This is a genomic window from Heyndrickxia sp. FW510-T9 (assembly GCF_058781025.1).
Genome location: NZ_JBYSWK010000024.1, coordinates 43,582 through 61,050, shown reverse-complemented (window position 1 = coordinate 61,050; position 17,469 = coordinate 43,582). Strand labels below are relative to the sequence as shown.

15 protein-coding genes and 1 pseudogene are annotated in these 17,469 nt (G+C 36.1%); 9 read left to right on the top strand and 7 right to left on the bottom strand.

Features of this window, described 5'->3' with window-relative positions:
* Positions 1-67 precede the first annotated feature (67 nt).
* Positions 68-310 carry a hypothetical protein gene (locus AC3WJF_RS13530; RefSeq protein WP_492453008.1) on the bottom strand — a complete coding sequence of 81 codons (243 nt, stop codon included), beginning with the start codon at positions 308-310 and terminating at the stop codon, positions 68-70.
* A 224-nt stretch (positions 311-534) separates the two neighbouring features.
* Here AC3WJF_RS13530 and plsY point away from each other — a divergent pair, with 224 nt between their 5' ends.
* Positions 535-1,158, top strand: coding sequence for a glycerol-3-phosphate 1-O-acyltransferase PlsY (plsY, locus tag AC3WJF_RS13525; RefSeq protein ID WP_492453006.1), 624 nt, complete (start codon positions 535-537; stop codon positions 1,156-1,158).
* Positions 1,159-2,491: 1,333 nt separating this feature from the next.
* Here the strand turns inward: plsY and AC3WJF_RS13520 are convergent.
* Positions 2,492-2,953: a flavodoxin gene (locus tag AC3WJF_RS13520; RefSeq protein WP_492453004.1), complete on the bottom strand. Its 462-nt coding sequence runs from the start codon at positions 2,951-2,953 to the stop codon at positions 2,492-2,494.
* Positions 2,954-3,960: 1,007 nt separating this feature from the next.
* Entirely contained in the window at positions 3,961-5,346 is a 1,386-nt protein-coding gene (gene pdxR, locus AC3WJF_RS13515; protein WP_492453002.1) for a MocR-like pyridoxine biosynthesis transcription factor PdxR, read from the bottom strand.
* 128 nt (positions 5,347-5,474) lie between these two features.
* On the opposite strand from pdxR, the gene AC3WJF_RS13510 reads away from it, so the two are divergent.
* On the top strand, positions 5,475-6,404 hold the full coding sequence (locus tag AC3WJF_RS13510; RefSeq protein WP_492453000.1) for a DMT family transporter: 930 nt from the start codon (positions 5,475-5,477) through the stop codon (positions 6,402-6,404).
* Between the two features lie 451 nt (positions 6,405-6,855).
* Here the strand turns inward: AC3WJF_RS13510 and AC3WJF_RS13505 are convergent, their stop codons facing one another.
* Positions 6,856-7,485 (bottom strand): cell wall hydrolase, encoded by a 630-nt coding sequence (locus tag AC3WJF_RS13505; protein ID WP_492452998.1) that lies wholly within the window; start codon positions 7,483-7,485, stop codon positions 6,856-6,858.
* A gap of 628 nt (positions 7,486-8,113) precedes the next feature.
* On the opposite strand from AC3WJF_RS13505, the pseudogene AC3WJF_RS13500 reads away from it, so the two are divergent.
* Both AC3WJF_RS13500 and AC3WJF_RS13495 read left to right on the top strand, forming a co-directional pair.
* Positions 8,114-8,594 (top strand): annotated as a pseudogene (locus AC3WJF_RS13500) (DinB family protein).
* A 55-nt stretch (positions 8,595-8,649) separates the two neighbouring features.
* Complete coding sequence (locus tag AC3WJF_RS13495; protein WP_492452996.1) at positions 8,650-9,060, top strand: GNAT family N-acetyltransferase; 411 nt, start codon at positions 8,650-8,652, stop codon at positions 9,058-9,060.
* Between the two features lie 720 nt (positions 9,061-9,780).
* Here the strand turns inward: AC3WJF_RS13495 and AC3WJF_RS13490 are convergent.
* Positions 9,781-10,329 carry a TetR/AcrR family transcriptional regulator gene (locus tag AC3WJF_RS13490; protein WP_492452994.1) on the bottom strand — a complete coding sequence of 183 codons (549 nt, stop codon included), beginning with the start codon at positions 10,327-10,329 and terminating at the stop codon, positions 9,781-9,783.
* Between the two features lie 220 nt (positions 10,330-10,549).
* Here AC3WJF_RS13490 and AC3WJF_RS13485 point away from each other — a divergent pair, with 220 nt between their 5' ends.
* The 3 genes from AC3WJF_RS13485 to AC3WJF_RS13475 all read left to right on the top strand — a co-directional run bounded on the left by AC3WJF_RS13485 (position 10,550) and on the right by AC3WJF_RS13475 (position 12,837).
* Positions 10,550-11,305 (top strand): carboxymuconolactone decarboxylase family protein, encoded by a 756-nt coding sequence (locus AC3WJF_RS13485; protein ID WP_492452992.1) that lies wholly within the window; start codon positions 10,550-10,552, stop codon positions 11,303-11,305.
* 124 nt (positions 11,306-11,429) lie between these two features.
* Positions 11,430-12,293 (top strand): aldo/keto reductase, encoded by an 864-nt coding sequence (locus AC3WJF_RS13480; protein ID WP_492452990.1) that lies wholly within the window; start codon positions 11,430-11,432, stop codon positions 12,291-12,293.
* A 133-nt stretch (positions 12,294-12,426) separates the two neighbouring features.
* Positions 12,427-12,837, top strand: coding sequence for a cupin domain-containing protein (locus tag AC3WJF_RS13475; RefSeq protein ID WP_492452988.1), 411 nt, complete (start codon positions 12,427-12,429; stop codon positions 12,835-12,837).
* 604 nt (positions 12,838-13,441) lie between these two features.
* On the opposite strand, the gene AC3WJF_RS13470 is transcribed toward AC3WJF_RS13475, so the two are convergent.
* A complete protein-coding gene (locus tag AC3WJF_RS13470) occupies positions 13,442-14,362 on the bottom strand; it encodes an AraC family transcriptional regulator (protein WP_492452986.1) in 921 nt (306 codons plus the stop codon).
* Between the two features lie 185 nt (positions 14,363-14,547).
* Here AC3WJF_RS13470 and AC3WJF_RS13465 point away from each other — a divergent pair, with 185 nt between their 5' ends.
* Together AC3WJF_RS13465 and AC3WJF_RS13460 are read left to right on the top strand one after the other, a co-directional pair.
* Entirely contained in the window at positions 14,548-15,531 is a 984-nt protein-coding gene (locus tag AC3WJF_RS13465) for an aldo/keto reductase (RefSeq protein WP_492452984.1), read from the top strand.
* A 27-nt stretch (positions 15,532-15,558) separates the two neighbouring features.
* Complete coding sequence (locus AC3WJF_RS13460) at positions 15,559-16,410, top strand: aldo/keto reductase (RefSeq protein ID WP_492452982.1); 852 nt, start codon at positions 15,559-15,561, stop codon at positions 16,408-16,410.
* Between the two features lie 232 nt (positions 16,411-16,642).
* On the opposite strand, the gene AC3WJF_RS13455 is transcribed toward AC3WJF_RS13460, so the two are convergent.
* Positions 16,643-17,467, bottom strand: a complete 825-nt coding sequence (locus AC3WJF_RS13455; protein WP_492452980.1) for an aldo/keto reductase — start codon at positions 17,465-17,467, stop codon at positions 16,643-16,645.
* Between the last annotated feature and the right edge of the window lie 2 nt (positions 17,468-17,469).

The following is a 17,469-nucleotide window of genomic DNA, read 5'->3' as shown; positions in this document are numbered from 1 at the left end:
CGCTTTTTCCCATGTTGGGGAAATTTGATTGACCCAGCCAGGGAAATAAGCTACCTATTTATCCAAATTAGTTCCTTTTAAAAAGAAAACTGACAACACCAGTTAAAAATCCCATCCATACAAAAAACAACCCGAATATTCCAAATCCGCTATGAGGGTTAATGTTATAAAAGGAAGATCCTGTTAAAACAATTAAGATGGAGAAAGTAATCATTTCCACACCTGATTTCTTTTGAATAATGGGTTTTAATATAAATCCGAATACTGTGAAAATGAGAATGCATATTACAATAAATACAGGATAGCTCATTGCCATTTATCTCCCCTAACAAACTTTACTTTTCTACATTACATACAATTCAACATAATCATCTTAATACCTGTTTCTGGTAATCCGCCGTTTTAGCACGGTGATCAAGTTTTCTTGTTTTGTTAAAGGGGAGTTTAGTTTGAAGAAGGATTTACTATATATTGTATTGAAATAAATAATGGAGAAATTAAAGAAAATTAGAATAATCCTAAGGGAGACGAGTCATGATTGATATTTTAAAGCTTTTTGCTGCCTTAGCTTTGGGCTATCTTTTAGGCAGCCTTAATACAGCGGTAATTGTTGGGAAAATATACGGCAAGGACATAAGAAGGCATGGAAGTAAAAACGCCGGGCTTACCAATACTCTGAGGGTACTTGGGAAATCTGCTGCGATGTTTGTTTTTGCGGGAGATATATTAAAAGGGATAATTGCTTGTTTTATAGGCTTGATCCTTAGCGATTACTATTATTCGGGAGAGGCTAATGATTGCGTAAGCCTATTAGCCGCAGGTGCAGGAGCAGTTATAGGGCATAACTGGCCGGTATATTTTGGGTTTAAAGGGGGCAAGGGAGCACTTACAGCAGTGGCTGTGTTGTTTATGATTGACTGGGTTATGGCAATTTTTTGCCTTGGCTTTTTTGTGATAATTGTAGCTTTAACCCGTTACGTTTCTTTAAGCACAATATGTGCTACAATGCTTGTTGCGGCTATTTCATTTTTTACTGTTTTTGGACATACCTTATATTTTTGTATATTTGCATGCCTTATGACGTTTATGGTAATTTTCAGGCATATGGAAAATATCCAAAGGCTGCTTTCAGGAACAGAAAATAAACTTAGTTTTTAAATTAATTCGTGGCTTTGAGTATATCGTCGAAATGTAACAAAGTTGGAATTAGTTAACCGTTTATAACTGGGGTTCACATGAAATCAAACAAAGCCCGTATGCTATCTTCCAAAGAACTTCGTAACCTTCTAACCTAAAAGAATACTTCCACGAGTACAAGAGTTTAAGATCCAGCTGCCAATTTTGTGGCATTTTCTTAGTCGACTAACGCGCAGATTGGTTTAATAATGGGGGATAAGTGGGATGAGATTTGATTATTAGAAAATTGTTCTCCGCTATATTAGCTTGTGTATTTGTGATGTCTATTTACTTCATTATGGAACAGTCGGGATTTGTAATCTTGTTAGGAATGTATTTACTTCCAATTCTTTTGATCTATGGAATACCAACTTCTGTATTATCCGATTTCATTACAAAAAAGTTGCAGGGTAAATTAAGAGGAGGCGTGGCATTAATAATTCATTTATTACTTGCCACTATGTTTGTTTTAATACTATTTCTATTCTCGAAATGGGGATGGGACAATCTATATAATTTCTTGCTTATAACCTCTCTTATATCATCGAGTCTGTTTTGGTGTATAGATGAAATTTTTAGGTCACAGAAAGTAAAAAATATTTGTATGAAGATAGATAATTTGAAAACATACTAACAGTAATAATGAAGTTGCAGAAAGAATAAATAATTGTTTTTTCATCTTCAAGTAATGGGGGCATTCCTTAAATAAGGGATGCTTTTCTTTTTGAAGTAAAGGTAAAGGGAGATTAGTTGAACAATCTTCCTTAGCTTGTATTCAACAATCCGTCCAGGTTGTAGAACAAAGCTTTATTGGGCTAATGCCAATAGTAGTTGCATAAATATGAATATCGTGAAGCGAATTTCCAGAAACAAGACTTCATTGTTTGTATTAAAAAGAAAAATTTAAGATTCTTATTTAACCAAAGGAGTTGAAGAAGGAAGCTGGATATGGAATAAAGGAAACTAGAGGTTAATTTATGGACACTTTTCATTATATTATTTGGGCGATTTACTGGGTTGGGCTAATTATATGGTGGTTTAAAAATAAGGAAAAAACCAAAGAGGAGTTACTTCAAATACGCCAACCGAATCCTTTTTGCATTTTCCTAAACCACGTTTTTTAAATAGACTTCCCATTATCTTCCACATGCCCAACGTGCAGCCTCTTGGTCTAGATATTCCATGATCGTTTCATCTTTACATGTGGGTTAAATATCATTAGGAGATTTATTTAAGAGAGGAAATACAGTAGGAGTAAAAAACGTTTATGAAGTAAATGGGAGAGGGCCTGAGTGAAAACAGGCCAAATTACAGATTAAGAAGGAATAAGCTCCTTCATTTTCTCCGCAAAGTCTTTCGCGAATTTCCAGCACCGTTCTTCATCTTCACCTTCAGGCACAAGATCAACTTTTAAACCATCGAGAACAACGTTTGCACCGAGTTCCGTTAATTTCTCTGCAATTAAGTCAACGGCAACACAAAAAGTTTCTTCATAAAATCTGTCACCTGATCCAAACACGGCTGTTACTTTACCGGATAAATCAACTCGTTCCATATCTTCGTAAAATATCATGAAGTCGTCGCCAATCACGCCGCCTTCATATGTATAAGAACCTAATAGAATGCCATCGTATTTCAACATTTCTTTTGGCTTAGTCCGCATAGCTTCTTTGCTAGTGACTTTGAAACATTCTTCTTTTAAAGATTCCTCAATGATTTCGGCAATGACTTCTGTGTGTCCCGTCATACTAGCGTATATAATTAAGATTTTTTTCATACAAAAAACCCTCTTTTCAAAAGAAATAAGACTCTAATAGTTTATCACTTCTTGGAAGGGTTTAATGTTCAAATGGTGAATGTTCAATATTTTGTTGAAAGTATGAAAATCGTATACGTCTTGGTTATATGTGTATGGATTTCGTAGTCTGTGATTGAGATAAGGGAAACCGTGCTGAGGTAGTTCACAAGCTATTGAAAGTGGCAGTTCAAATTCCACCGAGTAAAATTTGAAGTATATTTTAAACTAATGCCCGCTTATCGTAGGGAGGAGATGTAAAAATCCGCTAGCCGATAGTCGCTGGAGCTAGACAAAGACTAATCGCATGAAATACTTTTCAAAAATGGCTTTGTTTAAGTTAGTTGCAGAGAATTCAATATACGGGGACATACGTTCTTGGTGTTTACGTAGTTCTTCTCTTTTGTTATTTTTTTACAAGAGAAAGTTTTGAAAATAAATCCCAAGCTAGGTTCATTCCACAGTTACCAATAGTAAGGAGAAATGGTTTTTACAATGATATTTGATCTCCAATCTGGTGCTTTCTACTCGGTTAAGTGTAGATATATAATTACTAACTTTGTTTAACTAGAATATGGGGGGATAAAATGAATGTTGCTCGAATATTACCTTAATTGTAGTTATATTATTTTTTAAGCTTTTTTTTGCATTTGCAATTTATATATTATTTTGTAATTTTATGTATGTTTCCATAAGAGGGATATGACGCCAAACCATTAAAATAGTAAGGAGAGATTCGAGGATGGACAAGACAGTTAAACTGCTAGGAGCATTAGCAAAACTTTTTTTAGCTCTTGGTTTTTATTTTATTGGTTTAGGCTTCCTCTTCAATTGAATATTTATGAGATATTACCCTATTTGGAGGAAACAATAGAAAACCGTCATTTTAATCAATTTATTTTTCAAAATAACGGTTTTTAATACAGTTGTTGTATAAGGAGAGAAGGGAGTTTTTAATTAATCTTAATTTTAATAGCCACGTTAGGGAGTTACCTTATCCAAGCTTTCGCCAACAATTGAACAGCAGTGTGGATATCTTCCTCAGATAGTACAGCAAAACCTAACAACACTGTTTGATTATCACTCCTGCCATATCCTGATACCGGATATACTTTGATACTGTATTTTGCTGCCCGATCAATAAGTTCTTTTTCAGTCATACCATTATTCAGACGGACTAGTACATGTAATCCAGAATCTTGACCAATGATTTCAACAGAATCTAGAAAATTGGTCGAAATTGCCGAAACGAGTGCATTTCTTTTTTTGCTGTAAACGACTCGCATTTTATTAATATGTTTTGCCCAATATCCTTCCTGCATAAATTTTTTGATGATCTCTTGGTCAAGACGGGATACAGAAGGAATAAAGTGAAAATAATTTTCTTGATATTTTTCTATTAACCGTTTAGGTAGAACCATATAACTGATACGTAATGACGGTAGTAATGCTTTAGAGAACGTCCCCATATAGATTACTTTTTCGTGAGAATCTAAGCCTTGTAATGCAGGAATCGGTTTTCCGGAATATCGAAATTCACTGTCATAATCATCCTCTATAATGTAACGCCTTTCGTTTTCCAGAGCCCAATTTAACAGCTGCTTTCGTCTTGATATGGACATAATCATTCCACAAGGAAATTGATGTGATGGCGTAACAAAAGCTATGTCAGCACCACTTTCCTCTAATTTGGAAATCATCATCCCATCATCATCAAGCGGAATCAACCGAACATTTTCATTTCCCTTTTCGAATCTCACAAGTCTTTGATGATACCCGGGGTCTTCAATGGCATACTTACTTCCGTTTAATAGTTTAAACAGAAGTCTAGTTAATGTTGGTGTACCTGACCCAACGATTATCTGACTCGGTGAAGCTTGGACACCACGTGATTCATACAAATAGGAGGCAATGGCTTCACGAAGCTCATACTCTCCTTGAGGATGTCCTATCTTTAATAACTGTTTATTCTCATCCTTTAACACATCGTTCGCTATTCTTCGAAATATCGCAAAGGGAAATGATTGAACATCAACACCTGTCTGGGTGAAATCAACGTTAATATTATCTTCATAGGATTTCTCTTTGATATGCACGATGCTCTGTTTTTCGTTAGAAAATGTTTGCTCCACTTCACAAATAAAATACCCTTTACGTGGAATTCCTTCGATATATCCTTCCGCAACAAGCTGCTCATACGCTGCTTCAATAGTGTTTTGACTCACCTGCAAATACTTAGCAAGTTTTCGTTTGGACGGTAGCTTAGTGTATGGTTTGAGGTTGCCCATATCCATTTGCTGTTTTATAAAATTATACAACTGTACATATAGCGGTACTTCACTATGCAAATCAAGCTTCGGTGTTAGTTCCAACATTTCATCTGACCCCCTTATATATATAAAATGTGACCCTAAACATCATGCCAGATTCTTATTATAATACCTCTATAAAAGCATTTCTATTAATTGAAAACAAGAAACTTTTCAGCAAGGAGGTATTCATCATGAAAACAAAACGTTATGTTGGACTATTAATGATTATTAGCGGTGCGACATTATGGGGAATATCCGGACCGATGATTCAGTGGCTTTTTCAAAATAGTGATCTTACATCGAGCAACTTTCTCACTGTGCGATTACTGTTAGCTGGAATCTTAACTTTAGCGCTGTTGGTCCTCACTAAAAAAAATATATTTGGTATTTGGAAGCATCCACGACATTGGATTCAACTCGTTATTTTCGGCGTTTTAGGAATGCTTGGTGCACAGTACGTTTTTATTGAAACCATCCATGTTAGTAATGCGGTCACAGCCGTACTGTTTCAATTTCTTGGTCCTGTGATAATTACCATCTATGTAGCAATTCAAACAAAAAAACTACCAACAGTAATGCAATTGCTGGCAGTTATTGCGGCATTAGGTGGAACCTTTTTCCTAATTACGAATGGTTCCATCGAAAATGTAGTGTTATCAAAAAAAGCCATTATCCTTGGTCTACTGACCACCCTTGGATTTACATTTTACACGCTTCATCCTGTTTCACTGATTAAGGAATGGGGAACTGTTGTCATCATTGGATGGGGAATGTTAATTGGTGGCATTGCTTTGATTATTTACAAACAAGAGTTTAACATTGTACATTTAGCACAATCATTAACAGTTAACACGTTATCGCTAATGCTCTTAGTGATTATTATCGGAACGGTTTCTTTTATTCTCTATATCGGGAGTTTAAAATACTTAAGTGCAACGGAAACAAGCCTATTATCCAGTATTGAACCACTAGTCACAGCAATTGTTTCCATCCTATGGTTAAACGAATCTTTTGGAGCTTATCAATTATTAGGAGGACTCTTTATCATTGCCGCGGTTGCCTTCCTTTCCATGCCAAATAAATCAACAAAGTTGAAAATGGCGACAGATATGATGCCATAAAGGTAAAAGGTTGAGCACCTATAATTGGGAACAGCTTTTTAGAATGTTATTATAAATTATATGACTATACCGTTTCTTGAATAAGGCGCTCATTTCCCTAAGTCTATTAAATTGCAGAAAGTCTCTTCTGAAAAGGAGAGTTTTTTTCAAAGGTAATTTATTTATTTTTCTTCTAAAGCACTACACTATATTGAATAAGCGTATGTAAAACACCGAATTTCTTATTAATTACTGATACTTTTAAAAAAACGGTTTTCATAAATTCTATCGGGAGTTAAATTCCTGTAGGAAATTTATCATTCCTTCAAACTCCTGAATCTAATACAGAATATCCGAGAGAAATCGTGGTAGAAAGTTTGAAAAGGTATAATTATGTATTCACATAATGCTAAAGGCGAGTCTTTTAACAGACCCACCTTCTTATCAATATATATTAAAGTTTTGAAATTTTTCATTTTGCGAATACATGATTTCCTATTGTTGTCACAACATCTCTGCTGCGGATCCAAGTATCGGTTGCAATCTTGGGGTTATAAAAATAAACGGAATCATGTAAACGATCTTTTCTCTTTAATGCTGCCACTACAGCTTTCTTAGCATCTATAGATGCCGGCTTTTTAATCTCCCCATTTTGTACAGGAGAAAAGGCATAACAATCGCAAATTTTTTGTTCTATTACTCCCTTTATAGTATCTGGAAATTCAGGAGATTCCAGACGATTAAACACTACTGTTGCAACGGCTACCTTACCTTTGAACGGTTCGCCTTTTGCCTCAGCTTGAATTAAGCGTGCTAGTAGATCTTTTTCTTTGCTTGAAATCTTTATAGAGTTTTCTTCTTTCGTTTTTTCTTTTTTACCTTTTACTTGTTTTGTTTCTGTATCTTTCACTTTATCGGGAGTGATTCGATTATTAACTCCTTTTTGGTGTTTTTTCGTTTCTTGTATTATATTTTTTGGAATTTTTTCTATTTTTACTGAATGCTCACCAGTAAAAGCCTCTGCTGTTCTATTTTGTATGCCTATTAAAGTAGTTGTAGCAACACATGCTACAACTACCATCTTCATGTATAAGTTTTTCACGGATGCTACCTCCTGTATGTGATCTTTTATCACATTATCACAGGCTTGTAACACTTTTACAGAACGGGAAGTTTACATTTCTTTTTAATTTAATGACAACACTACAGAATTGGTACAAACATGACTTTTTCCCTATGTTTTTGTTATATTGAATCCAAAATTACAAAACGAAGGAATAAATTGGAGTCTTTTTTGTGCCAGTAGCCAAAAAAATGACCAATCCCTATGAAAATGGACCTCGAATAGTAAAAATTTGTGAAGAATATAATTAAGGTAATTGGAACGATTAAGAGGGGCTAAGTATAATTAAAAAACCTTTCGCATCATCAGATTTATCTATAGACTTTTGGAGAATCCTCTGTTCAAAAAAATTTATGGAGATTGTTAAATGGCTCCGAACAAATGTTGTTGGACTTTGGAGAATGAAAATATAAAATTGATATTTAATTACACTCTTATTGAACTAAAGGGAGTTTAGTGAAGAAAAGTGTTTAAGCTTGTTCAACGATCGGGCCATAGTGTGTAGGATTAAAACAGAGTTTTTAGAGCCATTTATCTAAAAAAAAAGATTTTGAAGTCTTTTGGTGAAAATTAAATATTAAATCTAAAATAGATGGAGGTTGTCGTAATGTTGAAACTGTTTCAATATAACTGGCAAGTTCGTCATGATTGGATTACATGGTGTGAAAATATTCTGGAAGAAGAATTGTTAAAGAAACGAGTGGGTGGGGTAGGTAGTATCCTGTACACCCTTTTTCACATCGTGGATGTCGAATTTAGCTGGATTTGTGGTTTGCAAGTGAAACCAGAACCTGAAGAACCTCCGTTTGAGGATTATGCCAGTTTGCTAAAGGTCAAGGATTTTTCAAGACATTGTCACGAGGAAATTGAACCATTTGTGAGATCCTAGATAATTGAGATGTAAAAATCAGATTCTTACGGAACCTGATTCCACTGAGGAAACAGAAAGCTTCAAATACGGAGAGGTAATGCGTCATGTCGTTGCCCACGAAATACATCACATTGGCCAGTTATCTATATGGTCGTGTGAATTAGGGAAAAAACCTGTGACTGCGAATTTGATTAGAAGAGGATTGTTTGCCAATTAGGCTGCCTTTGCCGATTTCGCGAACGTACAGTTTAATTCAATAAGGTGGTGTTTCTTTGGAAGAATTAAAATCAAATAAAATTCACCCCAATGTATGGAGCCTTTTATCCTTTGCCACCTCAGAAAATAACATTAAAAAAGAATATAAAGCATATATGGAATTACCCACCAGAAAACTATATTCTTATAAACTTGATGATGAGATTGTAGGTTGTATTGGAATTGAATTTAAAGTTGAAAAGCGTTGTGAGATTAAGCATATTGCAGTATTGCCAAGTCATAGAAAAGAAACCATAGGAAGTAAAATGATTAATTTTATTTTAGAAAAATACTCGTTAGCTTCCGTATTGGCGGAAACTGATAAAGAAGCTGTATATTTCTATAAAAAATATGGATTCAAAATAACAAGTTTAGGAGAAAAGTATCCTGGAGTTGAACGTTTTCAATGCATTTTCGAGAATAATTAGCAATGTCTTATTGAACGGGGAGATAAGTTTAATAATGGGGGATAGAAGGGATGAGATTTGATTATTAGAAAATTGCTTTCCGCTATATTAGCTTGTGTATTAGTAATGTCTATTTATTTCATTATGGAACAGTCAGGATTTGTCATCTTGTTAGGAATGTATTTACTTCCAATTCTTTTGTTCTATGGATTACCAACTTCTATATTTTCCGATTTCATTACAAAAAAGTTACAGGGTATATTAAGAGGAGGCGCGGCATTAATAATTCATTTATTTCTTTCCACTATGTTTGTTTTAATACTATTTCTATTATCGAAATGGGAATGGGACAATCTATATAATTTCTTTCTTATAACCTCTCTTATATCATCGAGTTTGTTTTGGTGTATAGATGAAATTCTTAGGTCTCAGAAAGTAAAAAATATTTGTATGAAGATAGATAATTTGAAATCTTACTAACAGTAACAATGAAGTTGCAGAAAGGTTAAATAATTGTTTTTCCGTCTTCAAGTAACGGGTAGCTTGAGTTGTACAAAAGGGTCGCAACAGCGGATCTTTTCTTGTTCTACTAACGGAGAAGTATTGATTAAGTGAATAGATTCACAATCTGTGTTTTAGCTTCAACTTAAATGCATCTTCTTATAAAGAGCAGTGAACAAACACTGCTCTATTTTTTTAGCAACAAGCTTTATTACTGTTCAAAAACCAAAATCACCGATTTTATTCAAGGTTCCTATCCAACAATGCCCCCGTTTGTTCAGCCATAACACGAGCTGATAAAGGCATTCCATTTTTAAACCACCATTCCACTGCTCCAACTACCGCTGATCCAAAAAATTGAAGAATCACTTCTCCATTTAATCCTTTATTTTTTCCTCCTGCTATATTCACTTCTGGTTTAAACTCATCCACTACTAAATCAAGAAAACGACTACGAAAATACGGTGCCCCTTTACTCGCTAACATCGTTGAAAAAAACAAATAATTACGCTCAAAGTATTCGTACCATACATAATTACCTTCTTGAAAAGTCAACTCAGATGCCGATTTGCATAGTTCTCGGAGATTGTCTATATGTTCTTCAATCATCTTATCCAATAGGTCGTATTTATCCGTGTAGTGAAGATAAATGGTCCCACGATTAACATCAGCTCTGTCTGCAATATCCTGAATGGTAATATCATCAAAACTTTTTTCAGACATCAGTTCAGTTACAGCATTTTTTATAGCTACTTGGCTTTTGGCTATTCTTCTATCTACTTTAGACATTTTTATTTCACCAGCTTTTTCTAAAGATAATCAACAATTTTAATTGATTTGTTGAGTAATCAACGAATTGCGTTAATTTAACCATTGAATGATTTCCATATCTCTCTTTATAATTATTAACAGATGTTGATTAATCAATCAATGTATATTTTTAGCGAGGGATTTAATCTAATATCTTTGGAAAAATAAAAGTATTTTATTCAAGGTCGGAGGTTTACCTATGGATCGAGTTGAAAAGAGCAAGGATAAATATAAACAGCTATTTGGCAATGGAGTACCTGCTACATATGCTACTGATCCTGATTTTCAGGACATTTTGAGCAATTTCATTTTTGGTGAAGTTTTTTATCAAGGTAATTTGGATGATAAGCAGCGTGAGTTAATCACCCTTGTTGCTCTTACAACCAACCAGACTTTACCTCAACTTAAGGCACATGTAGGTGCCGCATTGAACGTCGGGCTAACACCTGTAGAAATCAAAGAAGCTATTTACCAATGTGCTCCATACATTGGATTTCCCAAAACATTAAATGCGATCAATGAAGTTAATGAGGCATTCATAGCAAAGAATATATCTCTACCAGTTGATAGCCAAAGAAAGGTTGAAGAAGATAATCGTTTTGAGAAAGGACTTGCTACTCAAGTAGAGATTTTTGGTGAAGTCATTGAAAAAATGCAAGAGGCAGCTCCAGCAAATCAAAAGCATATTCAGGATTATCTTTCCTCCTTTTGCTTTGGAGACTTTTACACTCGTGGTGGACTTGATTTAAAAACTCGGGAGTTGTTGACGCTTTGTATCATTAGTGCGTTAGGCGGTGCTGAAGTTCAAGTGAAGTCACATGTGCAAGGCAACGTAAATGTGGGCAATGATAAGGAAACATTGATCACGGCTATTACCCACTGCCTTCCATATATAGGCTTTCCGAGAACACTGAACGCATTAGTATGCGTTAATGAAATTATTCCTGAAAATTAAGAGTGACCGCTGGAGAGTCAAGCAACTCTGTTTCATTTGAAGAAGTTCCTATTTAGAAATGGGAAAACTTAAGTATATAAGACTAGGTTCTACAAAAGTATAACAATGCAAAGGAGACAAAAGCATGTTTAATGAAACTTACAAATTATCAAATGGTGTAGAAATTCCAAAATTAGGTCTTGGCACCTGGCTGCTCGAAGATGCACAGGCAGCACAAGCAGTGCGTGATGCGGTATCAATCGGATATCGCCATATTGATACTGCTCAGGCTTATATGAATGAAGCTGGTGTAGGTGAAGGAATCCGTTCCTTGGGTGTAGTTAGAGAAGAACTGTTCATTACCACAAAGGTTGCTGCAGAAGCAAAGACCTATGATGCAGTTACGGAGTCCATTGATGAGTCTTTATCAAAGATGGGACTGGATTACATTGACCTTTTGATTATCCATAGCCCACAGCCTTGGGCGGAGTACCGTGAGGAGAATCGTTACTTCGAGGAAAACAAAGAAGTATGGAGATCAATGGAAGATGCTTATAAGTCAGGCAGAGTAAAGGCAATCGGTCTTTCTAACTTCCTTCAAGATGATGTAGAGAATATTCTTGCAAGCTGTGAGATAAATCCTATGGTAAATCAGATATTGGCACACGTGAGCAATACTCCATTGGAGCTAATTGAATACTGCCAGAAGAATGACATCTTAGTAGAGGCATATTCACCAATTGCACACGGTGCAGTTCTGGATAATACAGAGGTTAAGGTAATAGCTGATAAATATGGTGTATCTGTTCCTCAGCTTTGCCTACGTTATGATATCCAGCTTGGTCTTGTAGTAATTCCTAAGACGGCGAATCCAGATCATATGAAAAACAATGCAGAGCTTGAATTTGCTATCAGCGATGCAGATATGGAAACTCTGAAGAATGTAGATCATATCCAGAATTATGGTGAGCACAGCTTCTTCCCGGTATTTGGCGGGAAATTAAAATAAAAAAGGAAATGAAGGGAGTACGGACATATCCTACTTGTAACAGTAGGGTGTGGCTACTATCAGAAATTGTGGCAGTAGGCAAAAAAATCCATCTGGTCGATATAAAAAAATAAAGTCTATTGGAGGAATTAACATGATAAAACATGAAGAAGTAAAAAATGGCGTTATATTCCCAGTGGGAGAGAAAAATGAAGCATTTGCACAATTTTTTGTGGGTCAAAGTTATCTTAAAACTTTAGTTGCTGATCCAAAAGTGAGTGTGGGCGTTGGTAATGTGACCTTTGAACCGGGATGCAGAAATAATTGGCATATTCATCGTGATGGATTTCAACTTTTATTAGTAACTGGTGGCGAGGGTTGGTATCAAGAAGAAGGAAAGCCTGCTCAATTCTTAAAAGCTGGTGACGTTATTGTCACCCATGATGGTGTAAAACACTGGCATGGTGCTACAAAAGATAGTTGGTTTGAGCACATTGCTATTACTACAGGTATACCTGAATGGTTGGAACCAGTAACAGATGAGGAATATAACAAATTGAATTAATAGTTATAATAAGAATTGCCCTGTTATACAGGGCTTTTTCAATCCAAAGCAATATGATTTTTTCTTATAGAAAGGAGTAATAACGCTGGAAAGCCCATATATCGTTTGCCACATGCTGACATCATTGGATGGAAAAATCATTGGAGATTATTTGTTAGAAAAACGAACCTAATATTTTATTGAAGAGTATGAAAATATTCATAGCCGTTACGGATGTAAAGCATGGAATTGCGGCAGGATTACCACGGAGGAACACTTTACTTTTGGACATTTCTTCTTAAAAGAAGTTGAAAAGCTGGATGATGGTGGGCTGTGGTTGAAATATGTAACTAAATATGGTTAGCCAGCAATGCATATCTGTAGAATGAAGTATAAACAGAACTATTTTTTCTCTTCTTTTATATATAAAACGTTTGAAATAGGTACTTAGTGCTAAAAAGGAGTTAAGCTGATCAACAAAATGTTATCAGCTTTTTGGTCACAAAAAGGCGGGAGTTTAAGTTATATTATTCATGATCTGTTGGTCTCACCAACTTTTCCTTTGATCCCTCTCTTCAAATTATTTTCTTCTTCCTCCACAAAAAAATCCGGCCATAAGAAGCGATTATGGGTTTATAATTTTCTGCTCATAGGTTGCTTTTAATCGTTTAATATCCTCTTTAGGCGGCAAACCAAACATCCTAGAGTATTCTCTGCTGAATTGAGACGGACTTTCATAGCCTACTCGGAATGCAGCATCGGTGGCATCCGTTGACTCGGATAATAACAGACGACGAGCTTCCTGTAGCCTTAGTTGTTTTTGAAACTGAATAGGACTCATTGCTGTGACCTCTTTAAAGTGCCTATGAAAGGAAGAAACACTCATGTTCGCAATTTCTGTAAGGTCTTCAATCCGAAAAGACTGGTCATAGTTTTTCATGATATGTTCAATAACATCCCCTATGAGTTGAGCTGAACTTCCTTCTAGTCCGATTTGTCCTAATGTAACGCCATGCTGCCCTTGTAAAACCCTATAAATAATTTCCTTTATGATAAGAGGTGCAAGAACCGGTATATCGTTCGGAGTTTCCAGCAAATGTACTAGCCTGGTTACTGCGTCCAATAAAGAATCCTCAATTTGGCTTACATACATGCCTCTACTTGCACTTTCTTTTGGGTTAACTCTAAGTTGTGATTCCTGTAATACCTCCAATATTTGGTTGGGTGTAAATTCAAGTTTGAGTGCCAAATACGGATTTTCAGAAGAAGCTTTCGTAACTATACCGGTAACTGGCAAGTTCACGGATGCAACGAGGTAATCGGCAGGACCGTACACATAGGTCTCCTGTGCCAGTAATACCTCCTTACTGCCTTGAACGATTATGCATAAGGAGGGAATGTATACTCCGTAAGCTGGACCTGTTACATCAGAGAATCGAGAGAATGTTAAAGAAGATATAGCAGTCTCATGTGCCCCGTCCTTACCTGTGTACCTATGAATAAGGTGGGCGAGTTCCGAACGCTGTTTGTCGATTTGTTTGGACATGAAAACCTCCTGTGTGCCTGTTTTTTATAGTTACATATTAATACATATTCCTCTGAAGTGTTAGTGGTGTGAGAGAATTAGGCAATAATTTGATAGGAATGATATAAGGGTTTCCTATTTTTTTGTTGCATAATAAGGGAGTTAAAAGTTTTCTATACATCTTGACTGGAAGGGGTTGAATCATCATGAAAAAGCGTAAATTAGGAAGGACTGAATTGGTGGTTTCTTCCATTGGGCTTGGTTGCATGGGCATGAGCCATGGATACGGACCTGCTTCGGACAAGCAAGAGATGATTACGCTTATTCATAAGGCTATTGATCGGGGTGTTACTTTCTTCGATACGGCAGAAGTATATGGTCCTTTTGTCAATGAGGAATTGGTAGGGGAAGCCCTTGCTCCTTTTAAGGGAAAAGTCGTTATCGCAACCAAATTTGGTATCCAGATGATAAATGGCAAGCAAGTGCTTGATAGTAAGCCGGAACGTATTAGGCAGTCAATCGAAGATTCGCTTAAACGCCTTAAGGTCGATACCATCGATCTTTACTATCAGCATCGGGTGGACCCAAATGTTCCAATTGAAGAGGTAGCAGGAGTAATACAAGACCTAATCAAGGAAGGGAAGATTAAGCATTGGGGTCTTTCTGAAGCAGGAGTGGAAACGATTCGCCGTGCAAACTCTGTTCATTCACTTACTGCGGTTCAAAGTGAATACTCAATGATGTGGAGAAGTCCTGAAAATGACTTGTTGCCTACCCTTGAAGAGCTGGGAATCGGCTTTGTTCCTTTCAGTCCGTTGGGCAAGGGATTCCTTACCGGCACAATTAAAAAGGATGTAAGGTTCGACAGTTCGGATTTCCGCAGCATTGTTCCCCGATTCAAACCTGAAAACATCGATGCAAATCAAGTATTGGTTAATTTGATAAACAAGGTTGCCGTTGAAAAAGACGCAACACCAGCTCAAATCGCACTTGCGTGGGTTCTTGCTCAGAATCCATCGATTGTTCCGATTCCAGGAACGCGGAAGTTGGAGCGTCTCGAAGAAAACCTTGAGGCAGCTGATATTGAACTGAGTCGTGAAGAAGCTAATGATTTAAATGATGCCTTATCGAAAATTGATGTCTTGGGAGATCGCTACCCGGCTGAATATGCAAATAGGGTAGGGAAATAATTTACGATAAACACAGGAGGATTTTATATGCAAAAAGTAACGTTAAATAATGGTGTAGAGATGCCAATCCTTGGCTTTGGAGTTTTTCAAATTCAGGATGAAAATGAATGTGAGCAGGCCGTTTACGATGCGATTATGGCGGGATATCGTTTGATCGATACTGCAGCGTCTTATCTAAATGAAGAAGCGGTTGGAAGAGCAATCAAGCGGAGTGGTGTACCAAGAGAGGAATTATTCATTACTACAAAACTTTGGGTTCAGGATACTGGTTATGAAAAAACAAAGAAAGCATTAGAAAAATCACTGGAAAGGCTGCAATTGGAGTACTTGGATCTATACTTAATCCATCAGCCATTTGGTGATGTATACGGTTCTTGGTGTGCCATGGAGGAATTGTACCGTGAAGGGAAAATCAGGGCAATTGGAGTAAGTAACTTCCACTCAGACCGTCTTACTGATTTGATTATCCATAATGAAGTGGTTCCAGCAGTTAACCAAGTCGAAACACACGTATTCAATCAGCAGATTGAAAGTCATGCCTTAATGATAGAGAACAATGTACAAATAGAGTCTTGGGGGCCATTTGCCGAAGGAAAAAACAACATGTTCCAGAACGAAATTCTGGTTTCCATAGGCGAAAAGTATAATAAATCTGTTGCTCAGGTGGTTTTACGTTGGTTAACGCAAAGAGGAGTTGTTGCGATTCCAAAGTCTGTCCGTAAAGAAAGAATCGTCGAAAACTTCAACATCTTTGACTTTGAATTAAGCCGAGAAGATATGGACCAAATTGCCACTTTAGATACAAAAGAGAGCTTATTCTTTTCACACAGGGACCCTAAAATGGTGAAATGGATTGGAACCCGTAAACTAGATATATAATTTTAGTTTCTATAGCAACAATAAGTCGATCTCCTTCAAGGAACATCGGCTTTTTTTATGGATAACCATTTAACTTTGATATTGTGAAGGATTACTCTTAAAGAGTGCTTTTGTTAAATAAGCTTATACAGCAAATCAGAACCCCCAAATAATTGGCAGTTCTGATTTTTTCACCATATATCAACATTAAACTTTAACAGACCCGAAAATAATAAAAACTTGTAATTTTAATTTATCTACGATTCATATCTGCTGGGTTAGGACCTTTTCGTTCGTTACGATTAAGGTTATTAATTTCCGCCATTTCTTCAGCAGTTAATTCGAAATCAAAGACATTAAAGTTTTCTTCAATTCTAGAAGGTGTTACAGATTTCGGGATGACAATTGAATTATTTTGTAAGTGCCATCTTAATACAACCTGTGCAGGTGTTTTGTCATGTGACCCAGCAATCTTTTGGATGGTTTCATCTTTAAGAACTTCTCCACCTTGTTGTAGAGGACTCCAAGCTTCAACAAAAATATCATGCTTTGCACAAAGATCCTTTAATTCAGTTTGAGATAAATATGGATGACATTCTACTTGGTTTAAGACAGGCTTTACTTCGCATTCTGCTAGAATACGCTCTAAGTGTTCTATGTTAAAATTACAAACACCAATCGCCTTTACACGTCCATCATGATATAGTTTTTCAAGCGCCTTGTATGTATCAACATATTCGTCAAATTGAGGAGTTGGCCAATGAATCAAATATAAGTCAACATAGTCTAAACCTAATCTTTCTAAGCTTTCATCGAATGCCCGCAAAGTATTTTCAAAGCCATGATCACTATTCCAAACTTTTGTTGTGATAAACAGATCCTCACGAGGTACAGATGTTTCATTAAGTGCCTGACCTACACCTTTTTCATTTTGATAAATCATAGCGGTGTCGATAGATCGATACCCAACATCAAGAGCTTTCGTGACTGCATCTGTTGCTTCATCATCTTTTACTTGCCAAACTCCAAAGCCTAGTTGAGGCATTTTTATCCCATTATTTAATGTAACAAAATTCATCC

Excerpts from the sequence above, each read along its gene's own strand:
- AC3WJF_RS13530 (WP_492453008.1), bottom strand. The coding sequence starts at position 310 with ATGAGCTATCCTGTATTTATTGTAATATGCATTCTCATTTTCACAGTA.
- plsY (WP_492453006.1), top strand. The coding sequence starts at position 535 with ATGATTGATATTTTAAAGCTTTTTGCTGCCTTAGCTTTGGGCTATCTT.
- AC3WJF_RS13520 (WP_492453004.1), bottom strand. The coding sequence starts at position 2,953 with ATGAAAAAAATCTTAATTATATACGCTAGTATGACGGGACACACAGAA.
- pdxR (WP_492453002.1), bottom strand. The coding sequence starts at position 5,346 with ATGTTGGAACTAACACCGAAGCTTGATTTGCATAGTGAAGTACCGCTA.
- AC3WJF_RS13510 (WP_492453000.1), top strand. The coding sequence starts at position 5,475 with ATGAAAACAAAACGTTATGTTGGACTATTAATGATTATTAGCGGTGCG.
- AC3WJF_RS13490 (WP_492452994.1), bottom strand. The coding sequence starts at position 10,329 with ATGTCTAAAGTAGATAGAAGAATAGCCAAAAGCCAAGTAGCTATAAAA.
- AC3WJF_RS13485 (WP_492452992.1), top strand. The coding sequence starts at position 10,550 with ATGGATCGAGTTGAAAAGAGCAAGGATAAATATAAACAGCTATTTGGC.
- AC3WJF_RS13480 (WP_492452990.1), top strand. The coding sequence starts at position 11,430 with ATGTTTAATGAAACTTACAAATTATCAAATGGTGTAGAAATTCCAAAA.
- AC3WJF_RS13475 (WP_492452988.1), top strand. The coding sequence starts at position 12,427 with ATGATAAAACATGAAGAAGTAAAAAATGGCGTTATATTCCCAGTGGGA.
- AC3WJF_RS13470 (WP_492452986.1), bottom strand. The coding sequence starts at position 14,362 with ATGTCCAAACAAATCGACAAACAGCGTTCGGAACTCGCCCACCTTATT.
- AC3WJF_RS13465 (WP_492452984.1), top strand. The coding sequence starts at position 14,548 with ATGAAAAAGCGTAAATTAGGAAGGACTGAATTGGTGGTTTCTTCCATT.
- AC3WJF_RS13460 (WP_492452982.1), top strand. The coding sequence starts at position 15,559 with ATGCAAAAAGTAACGTTAAATAATGGTGTAGAGATGCCAATCCTTGGC.
- AC3WJF_RS13455 (WP_492452980.1), bottom strand. The coding sequence starts at position 17,467 with ATGAATTTTGTTACATTAAATAATGGGATAAAAATGCCTCAACTAGGC.